Consider the following 23889-nt stretch of genomic DNA (forward strand, 5'->3'; position numbering starts at 1 on the left):
CGAGTTTAAACAATTTGGTTTAGATTTCATCTTGGCTCGCAAGGCTTTCTTTAGCTAACATTTAAAAAGGGTTTAAACACTGTTTAAACCCTACTCTTTCAACACATCAGTAAACACCATTTAAATTCCACTGTAATGACCAATAAAGTCAAAAGTAAAGCCTATTTAACATAATTAATAGCATTCTAAAATCTAGCGTCTTTTTTTCTAAATTTCTGCGGCGGCTTACACTTGCATGCAAATTTAGATTAAATCAGTTACATCAATTTCAAATACCTAACTCACACATAACTAATTGTTAAGGCTGGTCGTTTAACTTTGATTCTAAGCGCACTTTAAATCTGTTTTATATTAGCTGACTTTGAGCATTGCTCATTTACACACAACTATATGGTTGAACTATGGTCCTAGCTCTACGATCATTCGTTCGTGTATTTGCTCAATTGTACGTGACAGCTCGTTTAGTATATTCACAGGCAAGTGCCCTAGCGTAAGATGCGTTTTTTATTGCTGACTATCTGGTAGCGACTTTTTAAGCGTGAACTACGGCTTGATTATTTATGACCAGTAAACACTTCGCTTATTTATAAATTGTTTTAGCTTACATAGCTACAATGTTAGCGTATGAAGAATTAGTAAAATCACAGGAGTAATTTGTTTTGATGGGAATTAGCACGAATAAAATACGGTATGCGTCCCCTAATAAAGTTATTGATATTCCGGCTGATAAACGTGTGTTTGTGATTGGTGATTTAGATGCTGATTATAATAAATTTCTACAAGCCATCCATTCAGTAAGTTTTGATCCGCACGCTGATGTACTAATTTCATTAGGTGATGTTATCGACCGTGGCAATGATAGTTTAAAGTTGTTAGATACCTTTTCACAGTTGGGTGTCTATATGGTCTTGGGTAACCATGAGCATATGATGCTCGAGGCACTTGCTAAAGATCAACAAGCGTATGACTTATGGATAAAAAATGGCGGTCTATGGCACAAACATAGTGATAAAAATAGCCTACTAAATGCCTGTAATAAATTAATATCATGCCCACTATCAATTTTATTGAACTACCAAGGCGAAAAAATTGGTTTGTCGCATACTTTAGCTACATGTTGGGATTGGCAGCAACCTATGAAAGTAAATGCTCAACTGATCAGTGACTTATTATGGGATAGACAAATAACGCAGAGTAAAAAACTGGTTCAAAACCTTGGCGTGCTGTTCTCTATTCATGGACATAACGCAACCGCTAAGCCATATTGGATCGACAATACGTACCATATTGATACCAATTATTTAGGCGGGAGCCCTACAATTGTTGAGTTAAGTGAATTAATCAAAAATTTTAAAACGTTGATAAGTTAGTAACTTACAGTTAGGCACTAGATAAATAAAATTACCAGCTAGTGCCCATATGTTTAATGCAGCGCTGCAGTAAATGGAATGTTTTTACATATTTCAGCTTCAGCGATAAGAATTTCTTCTAATCGTGCATCGACCTCATTTTTATCAAAATATTCATAAGCCAGCTCGACAAATAAGTTCTTATGTTTTTCTTCCGATTTAGCTATTGCCACATAAAAATCTTTTTCTTTGCCGATTGGTAATGCTTGTGCAACTAAAGAGAAACGCTCGTGTCCCCTCGCCTCAATTACGGCACCGACTAATAATCTATCCATTAAGAACTCGTCGCGGCCATTTCTAAAAATCGCGCGAATTTGTTTCACGTAGGGATCTTTTTGGTCGTTGCCTAAGTTAACATCACGATCAAGCAGTAGCTTTAATACTTGTTTAAAGTGGATCATTTCTTCCAGTGCTAAATCTGTCATTGCTTTTACAAGCTTGCGGCGATCTGGATAATGCGACAACATCGACATAGCCATACCGGATGCTTTTTTTTCTGCAGCGGCATGATCTTGTAAAAAGGTGTCAAAGTCTGCCATCACAGCTTCGGTCCATGCAAATGGAGTGTGGTATTTTAATTCGAACATAAATATTTTACCTAAAAACTAATGGCGAGATTTTAACGCAATTGAACTACAAAATCTTGTTACAGCAATAATTTTTAATCACCTTGAGTAGTTACTTCCTATCAAGACGATGGGTATAGATATTTATCGATTTTACCATTTGCTGTTGAAGCAACTTTTAGTGGATGTTTTACTGCATTCCAAGCTGTTACTTTGCCACCAATATTCATTTTTTCAAACTCTGTCAGTTCAGTTTGTAATTGCAAAAAATCACAAAGCTGATTAAAACTGTTTGGATGGGCGATATCTATTGATAAAAAGTCAGCTGTTCGCTTAGCAAAATAGTTATGCGCAGCACTTTTGTGTTGCTCATAGCATTGTTGCAAATAGGCATCACTGTGTAACTCATCAACAGAAAAACGGCCAAAGGTATGCAGATAACAACGCTTAATATGAGGGTTGAACCCCCCATCCGCTCGCATCAAGTTGGTGTGCATTCTCAGTAATAATTGGCGAATTGAAGGCAGCCATTTATCTGCTTCTCGCTCTAAATAGATAAATTTAGCACCTGGATAAAGTGAATCTAAATATTCGTAATCATTAAAAATTGGGGTGTCAGCGATCACTTGCGCTTGGTTAAAACATTGCTTGGTATAGGCTGTATGGGCACAACTAAAACCAAGTTGTAAAAATGCATGGCATACACTGGTTGTGCCCGTACGAGGTAGGCCAATTATAAAGATTCTCTCTGACATTTAATAAAGGCGTGTAAGTAATAAGATAAACGCATTTAACACTATTATTAAGAAGGTTGTTAGCGCGCCAATTTGGCGATAGCGGAGATTTTTATCGACAATACCCAAATTATGAAATACGCGCCCTATCAGTAATGCTGCCCCAAATGCGTGGCAATAATGACTGGCTAAACCTTGATACTCGACTAAAAACAATAAAATAATTGCAAGAGGAACATACTCAATAAAATTACCATGCGCGCGCATGGCGCATTGCAGTTGTTGATTACCACCATCACCAAGTGAAATTCGTTCAGCTCGACGAACTTTAACTACGTTCATCGTTAAATAAATATAAAAAAGTGCTAATAAAGCAGCATATAAAGATACAATCACAATAAACCTAATTTTTATCTAAGTGTTTATAAAAACTTGTGTATTACCAAGTCTCCCTAATTATTGGTAGTACTATACAACTATTGTTATTTAAATAACAAATGATAATCAACCAGTACAGTATCAATGGCGTTTACTATTTATCCGATTAATCATGATGAAATATAAATAAAGTAACAACATCTTACCGCCCGCGATTAGAAGCCCATATATTATAGATTTTAAACCTGCAGCGGACAAAAAATACGTTCCTATTGGCACTGTTACTATTAATAATTAGACCTGCAACAAAGTTTGTTGTTAAGCTTACTGCATAAACTAGCTGTTGTTGGTGCAACAACTAAGTCATCTTAGGGTTCATATATGTTTACTCCGCGAAAATTTGCCGATAATTACCGAGAATTAGTCAGTAGTATTGGTTTCTATCCATCGTTATTATCGGTGATATTTTTATTGTTTGCAGTACTTGTTACCACAACAGAGTACACCTCTTTTGTTATGGAGCTTAAGTCGCTGCTTGAGGTACTATTGGTTGATAGCGAAGAAAATGCACGAACGATTCTAAGTACATTAACGGGTAGTATTATTTCGCTAACTGTTTTTAGTTTTTCTATGGTTATGGTGGTACTAAATAGTGCCAGCGCAAGTCTATCACCAAGAGTATTACCGGGGCTTATAACGCGTAAATCACATCAACTTGTTTTGGGTTTTTATCTCGGCAGTATTATTTTTTCAATCGTTATGCTGATCAACATCCGTACTATGGATAATGGTGAAATAGGAATTCCTTCATTGGGCATACTTTTTTCACTTGTTTTTGGCCTGATATCGTTAGGCTTTTTTGTATTTTTCATCCATTCAATTTCAAGGGCTATTCAAGTCGATAACGTATTAAACGACTTATATAAGAATACTAAAAATGAATTGAAATCGATTATTAGCATGCAAAAAGATAACCCTATCGATGTATTTCCTAACTTTGACGATTGGTCGAGTATTTCAAGTAAAACAGAAGGTTACTTTAAAGGCGTGAATAGCGATAAACTATGTGCCCTTTGCCAACAACATGATATAAAAATTTATGTTGTAGTTAAGCAGGGTTTTTTTACTGTTGAAGGCTATCCGTTTTTAAAATGTAATCATGATTTATCTGATAACGAGCAACTCCTTGAAGATCTACTTAATTGCTTTATTTTTTATATCGAAGAATATGTAAGTGACAATTATAGGTTTGGAATGACACAGATTTCAGAGATTGCAGTGAAAGCGATGAGCCCGGGTATTAACGATCCAGGTACTGCGGTAAAGGCGATCGATATGCTCAGTATTTTACTCATTGATCGATTAAGCATTTATAACGTTAATTACTCTTTAAAACATAGTGATGATAAACAGCCACTGTTATATTTCCATGAAACATCATTTGATGAATTATTGCATGATAACTTCACGCCAATCCGCAACTATGCAAAAAGTGATGGTTATGTGATGAATAATGTACTCGAAGCGTTCAAAAACATTTTGTTCAGAACCCACCAGAACAGTAAAGCAGCGCAGAGTCTATTTACTTATTTAGATGCTATTATCGATGATGTAAATGAAAATATTAGTAATCAGTATGATCGCGAGCAAATAATTAATATGCTTAATGCTATCGCGAGGATCTCCCCTGAAATGGGAGATAAATTGGTGGCGAAATTTCGCCACCAATGAGTTGAGTGTTAATTTTTAATTAGATAAATTGCATAGCTGTCTGCTGAGATTGTGATTTCGCCAGCATGATAGGCATCAGGTACGAAATTACCTGAATTACTGTCTGACAGCATGGTTTTTTCAGCACGCATGTAAGGTTGAGCTGATACGTTCATAGGGGCATTTGAAGCACTATACAAACCTTTGAGTTCTACGTCGTATTCAGCTGAAAATTCTTTTGCCGCTGATTTTGCATCTGCAATTGCCATTTTTTGCACTTTCTTTTGCAATGACTCGTAACGACTCGATGTGAACTCAGTTTGATTTATTTCATTAATGCCTGCGTTCACTAAACTTTGCAGCAGTAATGGATATTTTGTTACATCCGTCAGTGTGAGTGAAAGTGTGCGACTAACTCGGTAACCAATAAAGTCTTGTTTACCTGTTTCACGGTTATATTGATTTTCTCGGTTAATTGAGATCTGTGAACCATAAATACTTTTTTCATCAATCCCCTGCTGCTTTGCTAATTTAATCGCTTTAGCCATAGTTTGATCAGCTTTTTGTTTAGCGCTCATCAAGTCCTTATCAACTTCAACAATGGCAACGCCTAACTTTACATTATCGGCAATAGTGGAGATTTGCGCTTGGCCTTGAATATAAATGTGTGGGGCAGCTGGTGTACTGGCTGCAAATACATTGAAACTTAGAGTCGCGGCTAACAATGGTAAATAACGCATACATATCCTTAATAGTTTTAATAACGTTATTAGATACCGTACGCGGTTAATTTAAAATGAACAAGCATAAAAAAACAGGCCGAAGCCTGTTTCTAGATAATTTACTAGTTAATCAGCAGTGATCGCTTAGATACTACAACGTTTGTAATTACGGTATTTTGGTAACCAGTAATTTCTGTCAATTGCCGCCCATAACATATCATCGCTGATCTCAAGCGCTGCCCCCTCTTCGATGGCTTTTTTAGCCACCCCAAAAGCAATACGTTTACTCAGTGTTTCAATTTCTGTTAGTGCAGGTAATAAACTCCCTTTACCGGTATTAGCCCGAGGTGATGATTCTGCCAATATTTCACTCGACACCATGAGCATTGCATCAGTAATACGGGTGGCTTTCGCTGCAATAACACCTAAACCAATACCTGGGAAAATATAGCTGTTATTACATTGTGGAATTACAAATGTTTCACCGTCATAAACAACCGGTGCAAATGGGCTGCCAGTTGCAACAATCGCTTTGCCTTGTGTCCAATTGATCACATCTTCCGGCAGTGCTTCAACTTGCTTAGATGGATTACTTAACGGGAAAATAACGGGCTGTTCGCATCCATTATGCATGGCGCGAATAACTTGCTCAGTAAATAAACCAGGTTGCCCTGATACACCAATGAGAATATCAGGAGCTGTGCAGTGCATCACATCTAGCAATGATGCGTATTCACCGCTGTATGTCCAATCAGCTAATTTATCTGTAGGTTGAGCAAGTGCTTGCTGGAAGTCGCGCAGTCCTTCCATACCTTGAGTTAACAAACCAAAACGATCAACCATGAAAACTTGGCTGCGAGCTTGTTCGTCAGAAATACCTTCCGACACCATTTGCGTAATGATTTGCTCGGCAATACCACAACCTGCGGAGCCTGCGCCTACAAACACTACTTTTTGTTCTGATAATTGTTCATTCTTCACACGACATGCAGCAAGCAACGAACCAACTGTAACCGCTGCTGTGCCTTGAATATCATCATTAAAACTGCAAATTTCATCACGGTAGCGTTTTAATAAAGGCATCGCATTAGGCTGTGCAAAGTCTTCAAATTGTAATAACACATTTGGCCAACGACGCTTAACGGCTTTAATAAATAGATCTAAAAATTCATCGTATTCATCTTGTGCAATACGTTTATGGCGAGCACCCATATACATAGGATCGTTTAATAACTTTTCGTTATTCGTTCCTACATCAAGCATAACCGGTAGCGTATAGGCTGGGCTTATGCCACCACAGGCGGTATAAAGTGATAGTTTACCAATTGGAATACCCATGCCACCAATACCTTGGTCGCCTAAACCAAGAATACGTTCACCATCGGTAACAACGATAACTTTTACTTTGCCTTTGGTCGCATTACGTAAAATATCATCGATTTGATAACGATCTTCATAAGAGATAAATAAACCGCGCGCGCTACGATAAATATCTGAGAATTTTTCACAGGCATCACCCACGGTTGGGGTGTAAATAATAGGCAACATTTCTTCAAGATGGTCACGCACTAAACGGTAGTAAAGTGTTTCGTTGTTATCTTGGATGGCGCGTAAATAAATGTGTTTATTTAGGTTGTCTTTAAAACTTGAATATTGTTGATAACAACGTTCAACCTGCTCTTCAATCGTTTCATAGCGTGGAGGCAGTAATCCCGCAAGGTTGAAACTTTCACGCTCTTTTTGAGTAAATGCACTGCCTTTATTTAAGAGTGGCGTTTCGATCAGACCAGGGCCTGAGTGATGAATATAAAGATAATTTGGGTCAGTATTTGTAGTCATAAGTCCAAGCTTAACGAAGTCTTTAAGTTACGATCTGTCATTATTACTGTTGAATATTAAAAAGCAATGATATTCAATCTTGTCAGACCATTAGGAGAAAATAAGACGTGTGTGCCTAACACACACGTAAAAGTAGATTGTACATTAAATCACGATGTCAATTAAGGCTTATTCACAGGCATTTCGTGCTCTTTAAGAACAATACTTTGCTCACTTAAAGCGATCCCTTCGCGGCGAGGATCTGCGGCACCAAATAAAGTGCCATTAACGACTTCAACCGCATGCAAGCCAGAGTTTAAATCGACGACTTTTACTGTATGACCCCGCTTTTGTAAATCAGGAATAATCGCCTCGATAGCGGTGCCTTTTTCAATACTAGTGTAATTATTATTACGATTAGTAATTCTTGGCAAGTCAATGGCTTGTTGAGCAGTTAGTTGCCAATCTAGTACGCCAATAACTACTTGCGCGACATAGTCGATAATTCGGCTACCGCCAGGTGAGCCGACCACTAAGCGTAAACTGCCATCGTTATTAAACACCATCACCGGTGACATTGAGCTGCGCGGACGTTTACCTGCTTCAACGCGGTTGGCCAATAATTTGCCGTTTTTTCGCGGCGACAAGGCAAAGTCGGTTAATTGGTTGTTTAATATATAACCGTTCACCATAACCGTTGAACCAAACGCCATTTCTATTGAGCTGGTCATTGATACCGCGTTCCCTTCACTGTCAACAATAGATACATGGGTAGTAGATGGCAATTCATACGCATCATCTTGTGCGTAACTTAGTAATGGACGAGGCTGCCCTGCATAGGCTTTTTCATCTCGCTCACTTATTAATTTTGTTCGTTGCTCGATATAGCGTTTATCGAGTAGCTCATTAGTAGGAATATCTGCAAAATCAGGGTCGCCCATATACACATTACGATCCGCAAAAGCGAGTCGCGATGCTTGGCTAAAATAATGCAGGGCTTGTGCCGAATTAGCTTTAAATTGACCCATGTTCTTATCTTCAAGCAAAGCGAGAATTTGTAACACCGCGACTCCGCCACTGCTCGGTGGTGCCATAGAACATACTTTATAGCTATGGTACGGGGTGCAAACTGCGTCACGTTGTTTACTTTGATAATTAGCTAGATCGGTTAATGCTAAAGTGCCTGGCGCAACAATAGAATGAGTGACCGCAGCAACCATTTGCTTAGCGTTATCGCCTTTATAAAAAGCATCAATGCCTTTACTGGCGATTTTTTTGTAAACTTCAGCAAGTGGTTGGTTCGTTTTAACAGTACCAACAGCAAGCGGTTTACCATCTGGAAAAAAATAATCACGGATCACCGGAAGTGTTGTCACCCCAGGGTTTATTTGTTTGGCTAATAAAGCGTGTAAACGCGGCGATACTACAAATCCTTGTTCAGCAAGTTCTATGGCTGGTTTAAACAGCTCCGCCCATGCAAGTTTGCCATATTGTTGATGCGCTTTAGCAAAGGCATGCAATAAACCAGGTACACCCACTGAACGGCCGCCAACCACTGCTTCAATCCAAGGTGCCGCGTTACCTTTTTCATCTAAAAACAATGTTTCGTCAGCATTACTTGGCGCTGTTTCGCGGCCATCAAAGCTGGTTAGCTTATTATGACCTTTGTCAAAATGCAGCATAAAAGTCCCACCACCAATTCCTGATGATTGCGGCTCGACCAAGGTCAAGACTAATTGCGTTGCAATGGCAGCATCGACTGCACTGCCGCCCTTAGCGAGTATGGTTTGTCCTGCTTTAGCAGCATAGGGGTTTGCCGCAGCAACCATATACTGCTGACCAGTGACATGTTGCTTAAGTTGATGGCCAGTGGCGGCTTCTGGCTCGCGTACTTCCCGTGGTGTTTGAGTGGCTAAAACCGGTAAAGTAAAAAGAGTAAAACTAAAGACGACGCTGGTTTTAAAAGGTAAAAACATAAAAAGACCTTAATTGCATTGAGATGTTTGGCATCTTAAAGTTAAACGGGCACAATATGCAAAATTTTGCTGTAAAAATAAGAATAAAATGGTCAATTTACCACTTCAACCCCGATATATTTTACCCCCGCTGTGTTTAATGGCATTAAGCGCCCTATTTGCAGCGTTTAATTTAAATGATGTTTTAGAGTTTAATCGCCAGCTCATTGACCAAGGCCAAGTTTGGCGTTTGATCACGAGCCAATATGTGCATGCTAACTGGGCGCACTTAGCATTAAATTGTGCCGGTATCGTACTGATATGGGCGTTACATGCTGAGTATACAAAACCGACGCAATATGCATTGCACACCTTGTTTTTGGCTGCTTGGTGCGGTATTGGGGTTTACTTTTTTTGTCCTGACATTCACATTTACACCGGATTGAGTGCACTACTGCATGGTGTCATTGTGTGGGGGGCAATCAAAGATATTGAAGTTGGCATGAAAAGCGGCGGTTTATTGTTTATCGGTATTTGGCTTAAAATTGCTTATGAACAATTTCATGGCCCCAGTGCTGAAGTGAGTAAATTAATTGCCTCTCGGGTTGCTGTTGATGCTCACTTAATAGGTGCAATTGGCGGAATAGTACTCGCAACGCCACTGCTGATCAATTATATAAAAAAATGCCAAGCATAAGCTTGGCGTTGTCTAAAATTTTAGTGCTTATAAACTTTCTTTAAATAGTTTATGAATACGACGGTATTCATCTAACCAACTAGAAGGCTGTACAAAACCATGTGGTTCGACTGGAAATATAGCCGTTTCAAAGTTTTCTTTTTCAAGCTCAATTAAACGCTGTACTAAGCGTACTGAGTCTTGGAAAAACACATTATTATCAACCATAGGAGCGTTGATCAATAAGCGGTTTTTAAGTCCCTGCGCATAATATATAGGTGAACTTTTTTCATACGCAATTGGATCTACATCTGGGTGATTTAAAATGTTTGATGTGTATGGACCATTATAGTGTGCCCAATCGGTAACTGGACGAAGCGCAGCCCCTGCTTGAAATAAATCAGGCTGAGTAAATAACGCCATAAAGGTCATAAAGCCACCATAAGAGCCGCCATATGTACCCACAGCACCGGTATCAACATTGGCATTTTCAGCCATCCATTTAACACCATCGGCTAAATCTTCAATTTCTGGGGTACCCATTTGACGGTAAATCGCCGTACGCCAATCACGTCCATAACCTTTTGATGCGCGATAATCCATGTCCATCACTACATAACCTTCAGAGGCTAGTAATGAATGAAACATAAATTCGCGGAAGTAACCTGACCAACCCATGTGTGAGTTTTGTAGATAACCTGCACCATGGTTAAAAATGATCGCTTTGCGGTTTTTGCCGCTCTCACCTTCTACGTAGTCTGCTGGGTAATATACTTTAGCGTATACCGGTTGTTCAGTATGACTTGACGGTACCGCAACAATTTTAGGCGCAATTAATTGTTTTGCTAAAAATTCACTCGATACTGTATGAGTTAGCTGCGTTGCAGTTGTATTCGCTTTTGCATCAGCAACATATAACTCTGGTGGAGCCATGATTTTGGAATGTGTTAACAATAATTTGCTTTGATCAGGGCTTAATTTATAGTCGGTCATACCGTCTAAGTTGGTTACTTGCTCTGATTTTGCCGTTTGTGGATCAACGCGGTAGATTTCATATAGACCAGGATGCTCAACATTGGCTTTGTAGTAAATTGCACTGTCGTCATCTGTTAGTGTGAGGTTCGATACGACAAACCGGCCTTTGGTAAGTTGTGTTGCTTTACCATTGAGTGGTTTTTTATATAGGTGGCTATAGCCAGTTTCTTCAGATAAATAATACAAGGTATCTGAATTATTTAACCAGCCAAAATCGTTATAAGCATAGTTAACCCATGCATCATCGTGTAAACGATGTTGTGAAACAAGTTTGGAATTTTTAGTATCAACAGTAGCTAACCAACGGTCTTTGTTATCCCATGCTTCAAGCATAATCGCGACTTGCGTGCCGGCTTTGTTCCAGACGATAGCACTTTGATCCCATCCCCAATCCATCATTAGGTTGATAGCACGAAGTTCTTTTTTAGATTCATATGTTTTGCCGTCACGGGCATAGTTTTCTTTTTTAACTGCCGCTAATACATCTTCATCAAAACCAGGTAAGGTATCAAATGCGAGTGCTGTTTGCGTTTGCTCAGTTAAATCTATGTAGATAACTTGCGAGGTTTGTGGTTTTTCATCAGCAACACGACGACGTACTTTTTCAGCTTTTACCCGTGCATCATCAGCAATATAGTTTGGCATGATGTCGGCTTCATCTCGCCAAGGTCTGGCTTCAGTGACAACAGCAATTAAGGCTTTACCATTTGGAGATAACTGCACATCGGCTAACTCATTGCCTTTACCTAAGTAAAACTGAGCATTGGCAATTGAACTATTTTGCTGGTTGAGTTGCTCTTTGCGCGCTTGTTTATCTTTTTTATTTTTATGGGTCAGCGCAATGTAATCAATCAGTTTATGCTGTTCTTTAGCGATGTAAGTTTCAGGCTCTGTAACTCCTTTTGGTGCATCGCTCAAATGAAGATTTACAAGCTCAGCTTGCAGTCCCGTTGCCAGATCTACTTTATAAAAAGTGTTTGCTTGACGATAAGCTAAATTACCATCAGTTAAAAATTGTGGTTTAGATTGTTTAGCACTGTCGTGAGTAATTTGTGTAATTGCACCTGTATTAATGTTCTTTACAAATATATTACCTTCAAATACATAAGCTTGCTGTGTACGATCCGCTGAATAAACAGCATCATCAGCCCCTAATGTATGCAACTTATTTAACGCTACTTGGCTTGCAGCTTGGCTATCAACAGCTTGTGTAAATAAGTCTCGTAGCTCATTACCTTGTTGTTTTTGCGCATAGACAACTGTTTTTGAATCAGCAGCCCAAAACGCACGCTCTGCTTGGCGGCCTAACCAATCAGGATGAGCCATTGCTTGCTCTAGTGTGATTGCGCTGCTGCCTTTATCAGCAGGCGTTACAACAACGCTGGCAACAGTTGATTGTGGTTGCTCTGTAGGGGTAGATGCGGTTGATTGACAACCGGACAACATAACGCTGGACGCGACGGCAAGTGCAATTAAGGTTTTTTGAGTAGAAGATTTAAAAATCATAGGGCTTCTGTAAGGTTATTGTAATTCCCCCAATTTAAGCAGAAGCACCTATGTAATAGCAATTATTTCAGACAAACAGCCAAACTTTGCTGTTTAATAACCAAGTTACTTTATAGAAATATCTAACCACACCATGCGATGATCTGACGATGCATTACGATCTTTAATTAACCGGTACAACTCGCTACTTTTAGTTGGCCAAAATACCCCACCATCATGGACTTCAATGCCATAACTTGAAGGCAAAACATAATCTGCACGAGCTTGCCAGTTTGCAGTGTAAGCCGCTGCATACTTTTCACTGTAGCTGGTTTTAGCGCCCTTACTGGTTGGTGTAAATTTGCTGTTTATTAATGGATTTTTTAAAAGTTGATCCGTTGTTTCTGGGCGTTTTTTATCTCCTTCAGGAGCCGCATTTAAATCTCCGACTATAACAAATCGTGATTTTTCAGCTAACCCGCCTTTGACACCATGATCGTCATAGAGGTAATCTGCGCTGGCGATATAATCTTTAATCAAACGTACTTCATCATGATTACGTAAGCCGTTTCTATCTTCAGCACCATCAAATACAGGAGGCGTTGGGTGCGATGCAATAACGTGCAGCGTTTTACCTTTTACAGTAACCGGAATATCCCAAAACGATTTTGAACTGAGTCTCAAAGCTTGCCATTCTTCGTTGTTATACCAATTTTCACCTGTAGTTGGATCAATAGGCATTTTAGCATCTGGCATGTCTTTGTATTTAAAGGTTTGTAAGGTACGAATTTTATCAAAATCAATTGGGTAGCGAGATAAAACGGCCATACCATAATGGCCTTCAAAAAAGCCAAAACCAAATGCATCCCCTTTAATACCAGTTGCTTGGCCGTCATTATCTAGATCAAATGGCGTTTTCAAACCTGTGTTTACTGGGCCTACATAGCTGTACGGATAATCTATAGCGGGCTGTTTATTTTGGCTTTTAGCAAGGTAGTGCGTTTTAAAATAATCAATGCCTTGCGCTTTGCTGACATAATCAAATTCATTTAATAATAAAATGTCAGGGCGAATACGTTGAATGATCTCGGCAATATTTTTGATTTGTGGATGATTTGTTTGTAACGCATTTACCAGGCCATTAGGATCAACGTCCTTATCATTTTCAGCATAATTTGTTGCATCCATGCTCACATTAAACGTGGCTACACGTAAAGATGATGCGGCCAATGCTGAGTTAGAAAAACCACTGATTAATAGGCACGCTAATGTGGCGATAGAAAACTGCTTCTTCATACGATATATCCATCTAAAATTAATAACAAAATGACACTACTTACGACTATCCATAAAATAATTGCCATTATAAAGGGCTTTAGTCCTGCTTGTTTTAATACAGCCAGTGATAAGCCACTGCCAATTAAGAATAAAGTCATTACCAATAGTTGCTTTGCTACGGTGTTGATCAGCTGCCAGAGATCCGTAAATTGAGGTAAATACGTATTGATCAATGCAGCAGCTAAAAAGCCAACAATAAATAAAGGAATGCTGGCCTTTTCTTCTGAGCGCCAAAAGACACCTGCAATCGTAGTGTAGGGAATGATCCACATCGCACGTGTGAGCTTAACTGTTGTAGCAATACTTAGTGCCACAGCTCCATAAGCTGCTGACGCCCCTACTACACTGCTGGTATCATGAATAGCTAACGCTGCCCATAAACCAAATTGGTGTTGGCTTAAACTAAAGTAATGACCAATGGTTGGAAATAGTAGCAAACCGACACCGTTTAATAAAAACACTACACCAAGTGCAACCGCTACTTCGTGATCTTTAGCTTTAATTACCGGTGCCATTGCTGCAATCGCACTGCCTCCACAAATAGCCGTACCGAATGATATTAATACACCTGTGTTACGATTTAATTTAAAGACTTGCGTTAAAATTTCACCAAGACCAATGATCGCTGTAATACTGACTATGGTCAGTACCAGCGAACTGCGACCAACTTCAATCACCTGATTAAAATCAACAGCAAAACCTAAGCCAACCACCGCGGCTTTGAGCATCCATTTACTTGCCTTTTGGGATAGCTCTGCAAATGGATTACCGAGCAAAATTGCAAACATCGCGCCACAAATTAGGGCACTACCACCACCAATTAAAGGGGTGATACACAGGCCAAAACAAAGCAGGTATAGAGGCTTTTTAATCCGTTCAGACACAGACAAAATAATCCCTTCGTTACGAGCGCACAATCTTTGTAGTGAGCTTATGCACAACTGGCGCTACAAGAATTACGGTAGGAAATGCGACACAAAATGCAAAAGCCCACGCCGCTAACCAAATAGAAACTATGTTATCAATTAAACCAACATTAAAAATTGAAATTACCAATGACATAAAACCAGACATAAATAATGCCATGAAAAAAGCGAATACCACGGTTCTGTATTTAGCGCTAATCATAAAACCATTCCTCAAGTAAAAAGCCGAGATAAACTCGGCTTTTTTAGTTAATTTAAAATCAACGCGGTGCTGGCCGCTAATACGCCGGGATAATCTTCCTCCGGAAGATACTCCGACAATTGTGCTAAGCGTTCACCTAACTCATGAAGGTTCGCAGCAGATACATTAATATGGCCCATTTTACGACCAGGCTTTGCTGTTTTACCATACCAATGACTCGTAACCTCAGCAATGCTTAGTACTTGCTGAGGGATCGCTGCTTGTCCGAGCACATTCACCATTGCCGTAACACGCTGCAATTGTGTGCTACCTAATGGCAGCCCAGCGACTGCACGCATATGATTTTCAAATTGACTACAATGCGCGCCTTGTTGGGTCCAATGACCAGAATTATGAACCCGAGGAGCAATTTCATTGACCAATAACTGCCCTGCCACATCGAAAAACTCAATCGCCAATACACCAACGTAATCAAGCTCATTAGCCAATTTATTAAATGCATCTTCAGCTTGTTGTTGAATCACAGATTTTTCTTTACCGGCGATAGATAAGGTTAAAACACCATTGGTATGCTGGTTTTCAGTAAGTGGGTAAATAGCGGTATTACCACTTTTATCGCGAACACCTATGATTGATACTTCACGATCAAATGGGATCATTTGTTCGGCAATAATAGTGTGTGGCGCGGATTCAGTACCGGAGGCAATAAAATCAGCCATTTGTGACCATATCTGCTCAATTTGATCATCTGATTTTAAACGCCACTGGCCTTTTCCATCGTAACCGGCTTGACAGGTTTTGATCACTAATGGCTTACCCAAGCTAGCAACGGCTTGTTCTAAATGGGCTTTTTCAGTGATTAACTGATATGGTGCGCACTTAACCGCGGTTTTACTTAGTAATGCTTTTTCTAGGGCGCGATCGCCACCCGTTTTAATCGCGGCTTTACCCGGATAAAACTTTTTGCTTGCACAGCATAGCGTTAGCACATCATCAGGAATATGCTCAAACTCAGCAGTGATCGCATGAGCATCTACAATGGCTTGCTCTAACGTTGTAGTATAGATTTGCCCAGTTAATGGGTGAACAATTTTTTTACTACCAACATCATACGCAACCACATTTAAATTCAATGGCGCACCAGCTAAACACATCATACGTGCTAATTGGCCGGCTCCTAAAATTAAAATAGTCATATTACTCTGCTGGATTTGGGTTAGCTAAAATAGTTTCGGTTTGTTCTTTACGGAACGCTTCAACTTTGGCGAATATCTCCGGTTGCTGACAACCTAAAATCTGTGCAGCTAATAATCCCGCATTTGCAGCACCAGCTTCACCAATTGCTAATGTACCTACCGCAACACCTTTTGGCATTTGGCAAATCGACAGCAATGAATCAATGCCATTTAACGTTTTAGACTTAACCGGCACACCTAATACTGGTAACGATGTGAAAGCAGCGGCCATACCTGGTAAATGCGCTGCACCACCGGCACCGGCAATAATTACTTTAATACCACGTTCTGCTGCTGAACTTGCGTAATCAGCGAGTAGTTGAGGAGTACGATGAGCCGATACAACTTTAGTTTCGTAAGCGATGCCAAATTTATCTAGCATGATCGCCGCATGTTCCATAGTTGGCCAATCTGACTTGGAACCCATAATAATGCCAACAGTCATAAATACTCCTCAGTAATGGTTTTAATACCTATAGCGGACTTATGTCCGCATTAAAGGCGGTTATTATACACGTATTAATTGTTAAATTGCGAATATCGAGTAACAAAAAAGCCATGACTAGCATGGCTTTTTGAGCAGTAAGTAAATTGAGCTTTAGCCTTCTTTACTGGCTAAATATTCAGAGTAAGTACCTCTGAAATCAATTATTTTGCCGTCTTTGATCTCCCAAATACGGGTTGCAACTGAGGATACAAATTGACGGTCGTGAGATACAAACATTAACGTACCTTCATATGCTTCTAGCGCAAGGTTTAATGCTTCTATTGACTCCATGTCCATGTGGTTCGTTGGCTCATCCATTAATAGGATATTTGGTTTATGCATCATAATCTTACCAAATAGCATGCGGCCTTGCTCACCACCAGATATTACTTTTACAGACTTTTTAATATCATTTTGTGAGAACAACATACGGCCTAAGAAACTGCGAACAACTTGTTCATCATCGCCTTCTTGCTGCCATTGCTCCATCCACTGAAATAAGTTCATATCGGTGGCAAATTCATCAGCATGATCTTGCGCATAATAACCGATATTATGGTTTTCAGACCATTTAAACTCGCCTTGCTTCGGTGCCAAACGACCTGCTAAAGTATTTAATAGTGTTGTTTTACCAACCCCATTTTCACCGATGATAGCGATACGCTCGCCTACTTCAACTAAGCCTTCAAGGCCAGTGAACAGCATATCGTCAAAACCTTGGCCTAAGTTTGTTAATTCAAGGGCATTACGGAATAACTGTTTTTCTTGCTCAAAACGAATGAACGGTGTTTGACGTGACGATGCTTTAACTTCATCTAATTGAATCTTGTCAATTCGCTTGGCACGAGATGTTGCTTGCTTTGCTTTAGATGCATTAGCTGAAAAACGCGAAACAAACTGTTGTAGCTCGGCAATTTGATTTTTCTTCTTGGCATTTTCACTTAATAAGCGTTCACGAGCTTGCGTTGCTGCAAACATATATTCGTCATAGTTACCTGGGTATATACGCAATTCACCATAGTCAATATCAGCCATATGCGTACATACAGAGTTTAAGAAATGACGGTCATGGGAAATGATGATCATTGTGCAATCACGTTGATTCAGTACATCTTCGAGCCACTTGATAGTATAAATATCCAAGTTATTAGTTGGCTCATCGAGTAGCATGATATCTGGATCTGAAAATAACACTTGCGCAAGAAGCACACGCAGTTTAAAACCAGGAGCAATCTCTGACATCGGACCGTAATGCTGATCAGTTGCAATACCTACGCCCATTAGTAGCTCGCCGGCTTTAGATTCTGCAGAATAGCCATCCATTTCAGCAAACTCAGTTTCAAGATCGGCAACCTTCATGCCATCCTCTTCACTCATTTCAGGCAAGCTATAGATTCGATCACGCTCTTGTTTAATTGCCCACAGCTCTTTGTGGCCCATTATCACAGTATCAATAACTGAATATTCTTCGTAAGCGAATTGGTCTTGGTTTAGTTTAGCAACACGTTCATTTGGATCAGTACTTACATTACCAGCTGACGGCTCCAGTTCCCCACTTAAGATTTTCATAAATGTTGATTTACCACAGCCATTTGCGCCAATTAAACCATAGCGGTTACCTTCGCCAAATTTAGCTGAAATATTCTCAAATAACGGTTTAGCACCAAATTGCATGGTGATGTTAGCTGTACTGATGATAGCGCTACCCTCCAACGGGGAAAATCAAAGAAATAAAATTGGCTGGAGTGTAAACCAAATAGGCCTATTTTTCCATGAATTATTAGCTTTGTGGGCTATAGCTGCTGTCCATCGAAATAAGCTAATTTAGGTCAATTTATTATGCTAGTATTGTGTAGCTGCGCACAAAAAGAACATAAATTAACAATTCAAATTTCCTCTATCATTTTTTGATGATATTTTTTCACTTTAGCCATTAATTTAGCTTTGTTAGTCTGCGCGACCAAAGGACAATGATAAATAGCACACAAGGCAATATTAAATGAATAGAAAATTAATTGGGGTCATCATCGCAAGCGCGTTGATAGCACCGAGCGTAAACGCTGTTGAGGTTTATGATGACGGAAAAAACAATTTAACCATCGGTGGTTTTATTGACGCCAGAATAATCCACACACAAGGGCAAACTGAAATAGTTAATGGTGCATCACGGATTAGCTTTGATTTTAGTCGCAAACTAAAAGATCAGTGGTCAGCTTTAGCCTTATTAGAATGGGGTGTAAACCCTGTTGGTAGTAGCGATATTATCTATAACAACCGCTTTGAATCTATTCAAGATAAATTTTTATATAACCGACTTGGTTATGTAGGTATAGCACATGAAAAATACGGACAAGTGACAATTGGTAAACAATGGGGTGCTTGGTACGACGTAGTTTATAGTACTAACTATAGCCTAGTTTGGGATGGTAATGCAGCCGGTGTTTACACCTACAACAAAGACGATGGTGCAATTAATGGTACCGGGCGCGGTGACAAGTTATTGCAGTATCGTAATACGTTCGGTGATTTTAGTATTGCAACACAAGTGCAATTTAAAAATAATGATTTTTATACTTGCGATATCGAAGCCATTTCTGAAGCTGCTTGTCAGACTTTGTGGGAAAATGGCAGTGATCTTGCTCAACAAGTAGAATTTAATTCAACCTATGGGGCAGCCGTTACCTATTCAGTAAGCGACGACTTAAAACTTTCTGCTGGGTTTAACCGCGGAGAACTGACCGTAAATTACGCCGCAGGACGAATTCAGTCTGTTAATGATTTTATTTATGGCGCAGGCGTTACTTGGGGTAACTTCAACAATGATGGCCTTTATTTTGCCGCAAATATCAACAAAAATGAAAATCATGATACCGATAACTTAGGCCGTCTGATCAAAGACGCGATTGGGGTAGAGTCTTTATTATCTTATAAGTTTGATAATGACATTCGTACCTTCATTGCATATAACGTCTATGATGCTGGAACAGATTACGTGATCCAGCCAAATTTTAATGCCGACCCAAATGACAACTTTAAACGTCAATTTACAGTACTTGGCTTTCACTATCTATTCGACGAAGATACGATTTTTTACATTGAAGCACGTAAAGACTTTAGTGATTTTTCAAGTGCCGATAAAGAACAAGAATATCAAATGGGTCTATCAGAAGATGATGGCATTGCATTTGGTTTTCATTACACATTATAACTAGAACACTTACAGGCTGATTATTTAATCAGCCTGCTTTGCTAATATTTAGCACCCGCTGCGATCACATTTTTTTTGCTTTACCTTTAGTTGCAAACGCTTTTGTCAAAGCCAAATAACCTTCCTTAGGTCCTAAAATTATCCATAACATTAAAATTCCCCCCGGTAATAAAATTGCTTTAAGTAATGGTCCTAGCATGTAAGAATAAAAAATAATAAATGGGATAAATAGTCCGTAACCAATAACTTGTTTGATAAAGTTCATATAAGTTCCTTGTTTAAATGAGCGCGCTCACAAATATAATTGAGCGCAGTCACTTTTTCAAGTAACTTCATCTTTACTATCACAAGTTAAATATAATTGATATACAATGAATAAAAAAACGCAAACCTATAATAAAATTCTTACCTCGGCTTGGCTGTTATTCTTAGAGCAAGGTTATGCTCATACATCTACACGAGAAATTGCAAAAGCGGCTAATGTGGCCGTTGGTACTGTGTTTAGTCATTTCGAAAATAAAATCGACTTACTAAAAGCAGGAATGCAGCAACAAATAGATACGATCATTCATCAGGCTAGTTTAACTGATCGCCAACATGCACCAAGGCTTAAGTTACGTCACTATGCCCTACCGTTGTTTGAATTTTATTGTAATAACATTGAATTTAGTAAAATATTGATAAGCGATATGATTTGGCAAGCAGCTTTTTTTGAACAGCAAATGAGTGAGTTTAAAAAACGGCTGTTCAATGAACAGCAAGAGTTTGACGATATAAAAGCAAGTGTGATGTTAGATTGTTATTTTATGACCATTATTTCAGGGTTAAATGAACCTGCGCCAGAACCTGAAAAAATGCTACGCCAACTCACCAGCAAAATATCTATTCTTTAGCGACAACTTATTTCACGCTGTGTTTCACTTTGGGCATTAAATTTAAGCTTTTAACTTAAAGTAATAGCGATTTTCTATGTTTAAGTGCAAACTCTGTAACTTATCTATTGATAAATTAAACGTCGTTAGTGTGTAAATAAAACTCACCTTCTAAACCCCTACTAATTCGCTGCAATTACCGACTGTTTACTGATATTTTTTGATTTAAGACGTTGTCGTTGTATCAATGAAGATCCCTCCATAGCCAAATAAACATAACTCTTGTGATACGTTTAATCGAATTACTAACTTTGATTTATCAAGCTCATGATTCTTCTTGATAGCTTTTAGTTGAAAATAACTTTTTATGCAGAGTTATCTTAATTAACAAATATAGTATGATGTGTTCTTTTGTGGTTTATTACTGTCTTATTATTTAGTTAAGCATATTAGTTTATTGATGAATTATAGAAATCGAGTGCCTGCTTAACACTATGCACCGGGTTTTCCCTGTGCTCTAAACCTTCATTAATTCTGCTATTCCAAATAATATCATTAGCATATATGTTAAGGCTATTATTAAGACCAGCAAAGGCACTTAACATTAAAGGATGCTCGGCGCCTCCTACTGTTATATAGAGCGACAGCGGTATGTTATCGTCTGTATTGAGGCATCGTTGCGATAAGAATCGATCAAACTCTTTTACAACGGTCATATCGTCGTACCAAGCAGCCGGACTAAATGCAAAATAACCGTTAAACAGCCAAGGCTTTGTACTCATAGTGTATAAAACAAAACTCCCTCCTGCTGAATAGCCCGACAAAACACGATTATTATCTAGCTTATAATGTGATTCTAAATACGGTAATAACTCACCTTCAATAAAAGCCAAAAATTGATCTGCTTGACCAAATAATTCTGGTGAATTTTCACTTGCTGGTCTTGCTTGGGTATTCACATCTTGGCGTGCATACGGCGGCACTAAATCACGATTTCTGGTAAAGGTCCAAAATTGATTAGGAATAGACACTAAAATTGTATCTTGCTGCGCTGGTAACTCAGCCATCACTGAATCCCACTGCGTAAGATTAAAGTTACCATCGGTTCTAATGATCAAGGAGTAGCGCTTATTTGGCTCAAAATTGTTAGGTAAACGAATAAACACTTTCCTACTTTCATCCAATACCTGAGAATAAATAGTGATGTCTTTAAAATTTGACGTGTAATGCGCGTTATATTTATAAATGACAATAGCGCATGCAATGAAGCCGGCTGTACTCAATAGAATTATGATTGCAGTGCGATTTAGTTTTTTTAATAGCAGCATAGCTTTCAGGTAAAGATTGTTTTAAAAACAATACCCTTTCTGTATTTTTAATTAAACTACCGTTATGTAACAAAGTGTGATTTACAGTTGATACAACCATTGTTCACTCGCTACATGAGTGAATTTAAAACGGCGAAGTAGTTGCTGGCTTTGGCTATTTTCTGTCGCCACTTTCGCCTGTAAATTAGTAATGCTCAACTCATTGCCTAACTGCGCAACAACGGCTGTTATATTTGTTAGCATAAATGCTAATGCTTCAGACATAAACCCATTCCCCCAATGATTTGGTGACAACTCAAAACCTAACCAAGCAGTATCTTCTTCAATATCATATAAACCAATGCAGCCAATCAAGGTCGACGTATTTAGTAAGTACATTCCAAAGCGCAGCGTATTTCCTTCATACATGCCAGTAATATCATCTTGGATCAGTTGTTTTACGTCATCACGTGCAAGTGGCACTGCATAGTCATTAAACTGAGCAACTAACGGCTCAGACAAAATAGCCCACAACGCACTACAGTCCCTATGCTTAATTGGCTTTAATGTGATTCGACTTAGTGCAAACTCATTGTTCATAAATAAAATTAAATTACGGCTTTAAAGCCCGCTATTATTCCCTTAAGATACCCGCCATACAAGTTAATAACTGAGCTAATTATGAATGACGAATTTAAAGTAATACAACCAACAACCACTGTTTATTGCCCTGAGCGCGGTGAAGGATGGACATTAACAGGTATAACAAGTATTGATGAATTTACATCTGTAATGTTCGATGGCGTGCGTTACACATTGCCAGCAAGGGAAATTGTAGAGCAGTTATTACCTAATCAATTAGCGCGTGAAAAGAAAAATAGCTAAGCTATTTATAAATATAAGATTTAACGTTTTAAAATATAGGTTCCAATTGGTGTATCAAGATGAAGATTATGTTTATCTACAAGTAATACTTCCCATTTAGTTGTCTCTCCAGCTGAGGTTACATGTAATATGTTCCCTTCTCTGTGATAAGGATGATACCTGTTCCCATACTCTTTCATCATCTCAAGGATCCCCGCATCATCAATTTTAACAAAGTTACCATCTTTAATTTCTATGGTATTTGTATCTGAAGCAATGATTTGCGTTAATTTCCATTTAAATTGAATATCGTTTTCTTTTGAGAAAGTCGAAGTAGAGCATAGTAAAATGCTTAAAGTGAAAAAGTATTTAATAATATTTTTCATATTCTTATTATCCATAAATCTAACTGAAAAATTGACCTGTAATCTATTGATCAACGGCCTAAAATGCCGATGATAAATAGTTTAATGTTTGGGGTGCGCGAACGATAATACACCAACAAAATTAATGACTGAACATACGCTAACTAGTAAATGAAAGGCGTATTATTTGTATTGGCTAAAATCAACCTCTTCTTTAATAAACTTACCGCTAGCCAATAAAACACCTTCGATATCTGATATTACTTGTCGATTGTTTTTAGGGGCATGAATGAAAAAAGCCCATATATCGTCATCTAATTCATATTCTCCATTTGAGTACTTCCAGAAGGTCAGAAACTCATCTGCAGCTACGGCCATTGTAGCAATATCAAAAGAAGAGTATTGAGTTGGATCAAAAGACTTAAGTTGATCAGGTTCAGCTTTTAATCCTTTTACAAGAATTTCTTGTATATCGTAAGCGTCTAGCAAAATGCACCTGCCAGTAACTCGTCAAAATGATTAAGCTATTTCCGAATTTCAATGAGGAGATAGCCATGAGAAAAACACGTAGCCTTGAACAGTGGCGCAGTATTATCG

Annotated in this window: 24 protein-coding genes; 6 read left to right on the forward strand and 18 right to left on the reverse strand. The window is 38.7% G+C overall.

The window, feature by feature from the left end; genetic code table 11:
* Positions 1-662 precede the first annotated feature (662 nt).
* A complete protein-coding gene (locus tag H5187_RS18930; protein WP_182761820.1) occupies positions 663-1370 on the forward strand; it encodes a metallophosphoesterase in 708 nt (235 codons plus the stop codon).
* A 53-nt stretch (positions 1371-1423) separates the two neighbouring features.
* Here H5187_RS18930 and H5187_RS18935 read toward each other — a convergent pair whose 3' ends face one another.
* The 3 genes from H5187_RS18935 to H5187_RS18945 all read right to left on the reverse strand — a co-directional run bounded on the left by H5187_RS18935 (position 1424) and on the right by H5187_RS18945 (position 3105).
* Positions 1424-1996, reverse strand: coding sequence for a tRNA-(ms[2]io[6]A)-hydroxylase (locus H5187_RS18935; protein ID WP_149981156.1), 573 nt, complete (start codon positions 1994-1996; stop codon positions 1424-1426).
* A 101-nt stretch (positions 1997-2097) separates the two neighbouring features.
* Positions 2098-2730, reverse strand: coding sequence for a sulfotransferase family protein (locus tag H5187_RS18940; protein WP_182718846.1), 633 nt, complete (start codon positions 2728-2730; stop codon positions 2098-2100).
* Positions 2731-3105: an MAPEG family protein gene (locus H5187_RS18945; RefSeq protein WP_182718847.1), complete on the reverse strand. Its 375-nt coding sequence runs from the start codon at positions 3103-3105 to the stop codon at positions 2731-2733.
* A gap of 363 nt (positions 3106-3468) precedes the next feature.
* Here H5187_RS18945 and H5187_RS18950 point away from each other — a divergent pair, with 363 nt between their 5' ends.
* Complete coding sequence (locus H5187_RS18950) at positions 3469-4818, forward strand: DUF2254 domain-containing protein (protein ID WP_182718848.1); 1350 nt, start codon at positions 3469-3471, stop codon at positions 4816-4818.
* A gap of 8 nt (positions 4819-4826) precedes the next feature.
* On the opposite strand, the gene H5187_RS18955 is transcribed toward H5187_RS18950, so the two are convergent.
* From H5187_RS18955 to ggt, 3 genes are all read right to left on the reverse strand, one after another.
* Positions 4827-5537: an SIMPL domain-containing protein gene (locus tag H5187_RS18955; protein ID WP_182798147.1), complete on the reverse strand. Its 711-nt coding sequence runs from the start codon at positions 5535-5537 to the stop codon at positions 4827-4829.
* Between the two features lie 126 nt (positions 5538-5663).
* Positions 5664-7358, reverse strand: coding sequence for an NAD-dependent malic enzyme (locus H5187_RS18960; RefSeq protein ID WP_182718850.1), 1695 nt, complete (start codon positions 7356-7358; stop codon positions 5664-5666).
* A gap of 161 nt (positions 7359-7519) precedes the next feature.
* Positions 7520-9313 (reverse strand): gamma-glutamyltransferase, encoded by a 1794-nt coding sequence (ggt, locus tag H5187_RS18965; RefSeq protein ID WP_182740525.1) that lies wholly within the window; start codon positions 9311-9313, stop codon positions 7520-7522.
* Between the two features lie 88 nt (positions 9314-9401).
* Here ggt and rrtA point away from each other — a divergent pair, with 88 nt between their 5' ends.
* The gene (gene rrtA / locus H5187_RS18970; protein ID WP_182794851.1) at positions 9402-9989 is read left to right on the forward strand and encodes a rhombosortase; all 588 of its coding nucleotides are present in this window, start codon (positions 9402-9404) and stop codon (positions 9987-9989) included.
* A 27-nt stretch (positions 9990-10016) separates the two neighbouring features.
* On the opposite strand, the gene H5187_RS18975 is transcribed toward rrtA, so the two are convergent.
* The 7 genes from H5187_RS18975 to H5187_RS19005 all read right to left on the reverse strand — a co-directional run bounded on the left by H5187_RS18975 (position 10017) and on the right by H5187_RS19005 (position 18374).
* Positions 10017-12509, reverse strand: a complete 2493-nt coding sequence (locus H5187_RS18975) for a prolyl oligopeptidase family serine peptidase (protein ID WP_182798148.1) — start codon at positions 12507-12509, stop codon at positions 10017-10019.
* Positions 12510-12614: 105 nt separating this feature from the next.
* The gene (locus H5187_RS18980; protein WP_149981165.1) at positions 12615-13784 is read right to left on the reverse strand and encodes an endonuclease/exonuclease/phosphatase family protein; all 1170 of its coding nucleotides are present in this window, start codon (positions 13782-13784) and stop codon (positions 12615-12617) included.
* Positions 13781-14710, reverse strand: a complete 930-nt coding sequence (locus H5187_RS18985) for a putative sulfate exporter family transporter (RefSeq protein ID WP_182798149.1) — start codon at positions 14708-14710, stop codon at positions 13781-13783. Before H5187_RS18985 ends, H5187_RS18980 begins: the two co-directional genes overlap by 4 nt.
* Before the next feature lie 19 nt (positions 14711-14729).
* Positions 14730-14954 (reverse strand): DUF2798 domain-containing protein, encoded by a 225-nt coding sequence (locus H5187_RS18990; RefSeq protein WP_145233348.1) that lies wholly within the window; start codon positions 14952-14954, stop codon positions 14730-14732.
* A 47-nt stretch (positions 14955-15001) separates the two neighbouring features.
* Positions 15002-16150 carry a 5-(carboxyamino)imidazole ribonucleotide synthase gene (locus tag H5187_RS18995; RefSeq protein WP_149981167.1) on the reverse strand — a complete coding sequence of 383 codons (1149 nt, stop codon included), beginning with the start codon at positions 16148-16150 and terminating at the stop codon, positions 15002-15004.
* Position 16151: 1 nt separating this feature from the next.
* Positions 16152-16634, reverse strand: a complete 483-nt coding sequence (gene purE / locus H5187_RS19000; RefSeq protein WP_145233343.1) for a 5-(carboxyamino)imidazole ribonucleotide mutase — start codon at positions 16632-16634, stop codon at positions 16152-16154.
* A 153-nt stretch (positions 16635-16787) separates the two neighbouring features.
* Positions 16788-18374 (reverse strand): ABC-F family ATPase, encoded by a 1587-nt coding sequence (locus tag H5187_RS19005; protein ID WP_145233417.1) that lies wholly within the window; start codon positions 18372-18374, stop codon positions 16788-16790.
* Between the two features lie 301 nt (positions 18375-18675).
* Here H5187_RS19005 and H5187_RS19010 point away from each other — a divergent pair, with 301 nt between their 5' ends.
* A complete protein-coding gene (locus H5187_RS19010; protein ID WP_149981168.1) occupies positions 18676-19884 on the forward strand; it encodes a porin in 1209 nt (402 codons plus the stop codon).
* A 64-nt stretch (positions 19885-19948) separates the two neighbouring features.
* On the opposite strand, the gene H5187_RS19015 is transcribed toward H5187_RS19010, so the two are convergent.
* Entirely contained in the window at positions 19949-20149 is a 201-nt protein-coding gene (locus H5187_RS19015) for a hypothetical protein (RefSeq protein WP_182740530.1), read from the reverse strand.
* Between the two features lie 106 nt (positions 20150-20255).
* Here H5187_RS19015 and H5187_RS19020 point away from each other — a divergent pair, with 106 nt between their 5' ends.
* Positions 20256-20777: a TetR/AcrR family transcriptional regulator gene (locus H5187_RS19020; RefSeq protein ID WP_149981170.1), complete on the forward strand. Its 522-nt coding sequence runs from the start codon at positions 20256-20258 to the stop codon at positions 20775-20777.
* A gap of 428 nt (positions 20778-21205) precedes the next feature.
* On the opposite strand, the gene H5187_RS19025 is transcribed toward H5187_RS19020, so the two are convergent.
* Together H5187_RS19025 and H5187_RS19030 are read right to left on the reverse strand one after the other, a co-directional pair.
* Entirely contained in the window at positions 21206-22084 is an 879-nt protein-coding gene (locus tag H5187_RS19025) for an alpha/beta hydrolase (protein ID WP_182761815.1), read from the reverse strand.
* An 81-nt stretch (positions 22085-22165) separates the two neighbouring features.
* Positions 22166-22663, reverse strand: a complete 498-nt coding sequence (locus H5187_RS19030; protein ID WP_182718859.1) for a GNAT family N-acetyltransferase — start codon at positions 22661-22663, stop codon at positions 22166-22168.
* Positions 22664-22744: 81 nt separating this feature from the next.
* Here H5187_RS19030 and H5187_RS19035 point away from each other — a divergent pair, with 81 nt between their 5' ends.
* The gene (locus H5187_RS19035; protein ID WP_182794845.1) at positions 22745-22948 is read left to right on the forward strand and encodes a hypothetical protein; all 204 of its coding nucleotides are present in this window, start codon (positions 22745-22747) and stop codon (positions 22946-22948) included.
* A 20-nt stretch (positions 22949-22968) separates the two neighbouring features.
* Here H5187_RS19035 and H5187_RS19040 read toward each other — a convergent pair whose 3' ends face one another.
* Entirely contained in the window at positions 22969-23313 is a 345-nt protein-coding gene (locus H5187_RS19040) for a hypothetical protein (RefSeq protein ID WP_182794844.1), read from the reverse strand.
* A gap of 162 nt (positions 23314-23475) precedes the next feature.
* Complete coding sequence (locus H5187_RS19045) at positions 23476-23781, reverse strand: hypothetical protein (protein WP_182798150.1); 306 nt, start codon at positions 23779-23781, stop codon at positions 23476-23478.
* Between the last annotated feature and the right edge of the window lie 108 nt (positions 23782-23889).

Origin of the sequence: Pseudoalteromonas sp. SG44-1, assembly GCF_014164315.1 — a bacterium.
Taxonomy (GTDB): Bacteria; Pseudomonadota; Gammaproteobacteria; order Enterobacterales; family Alteromonadaceae; genus Pseudoalteromonas; species Pseudoalteromonas rhizosphaerae.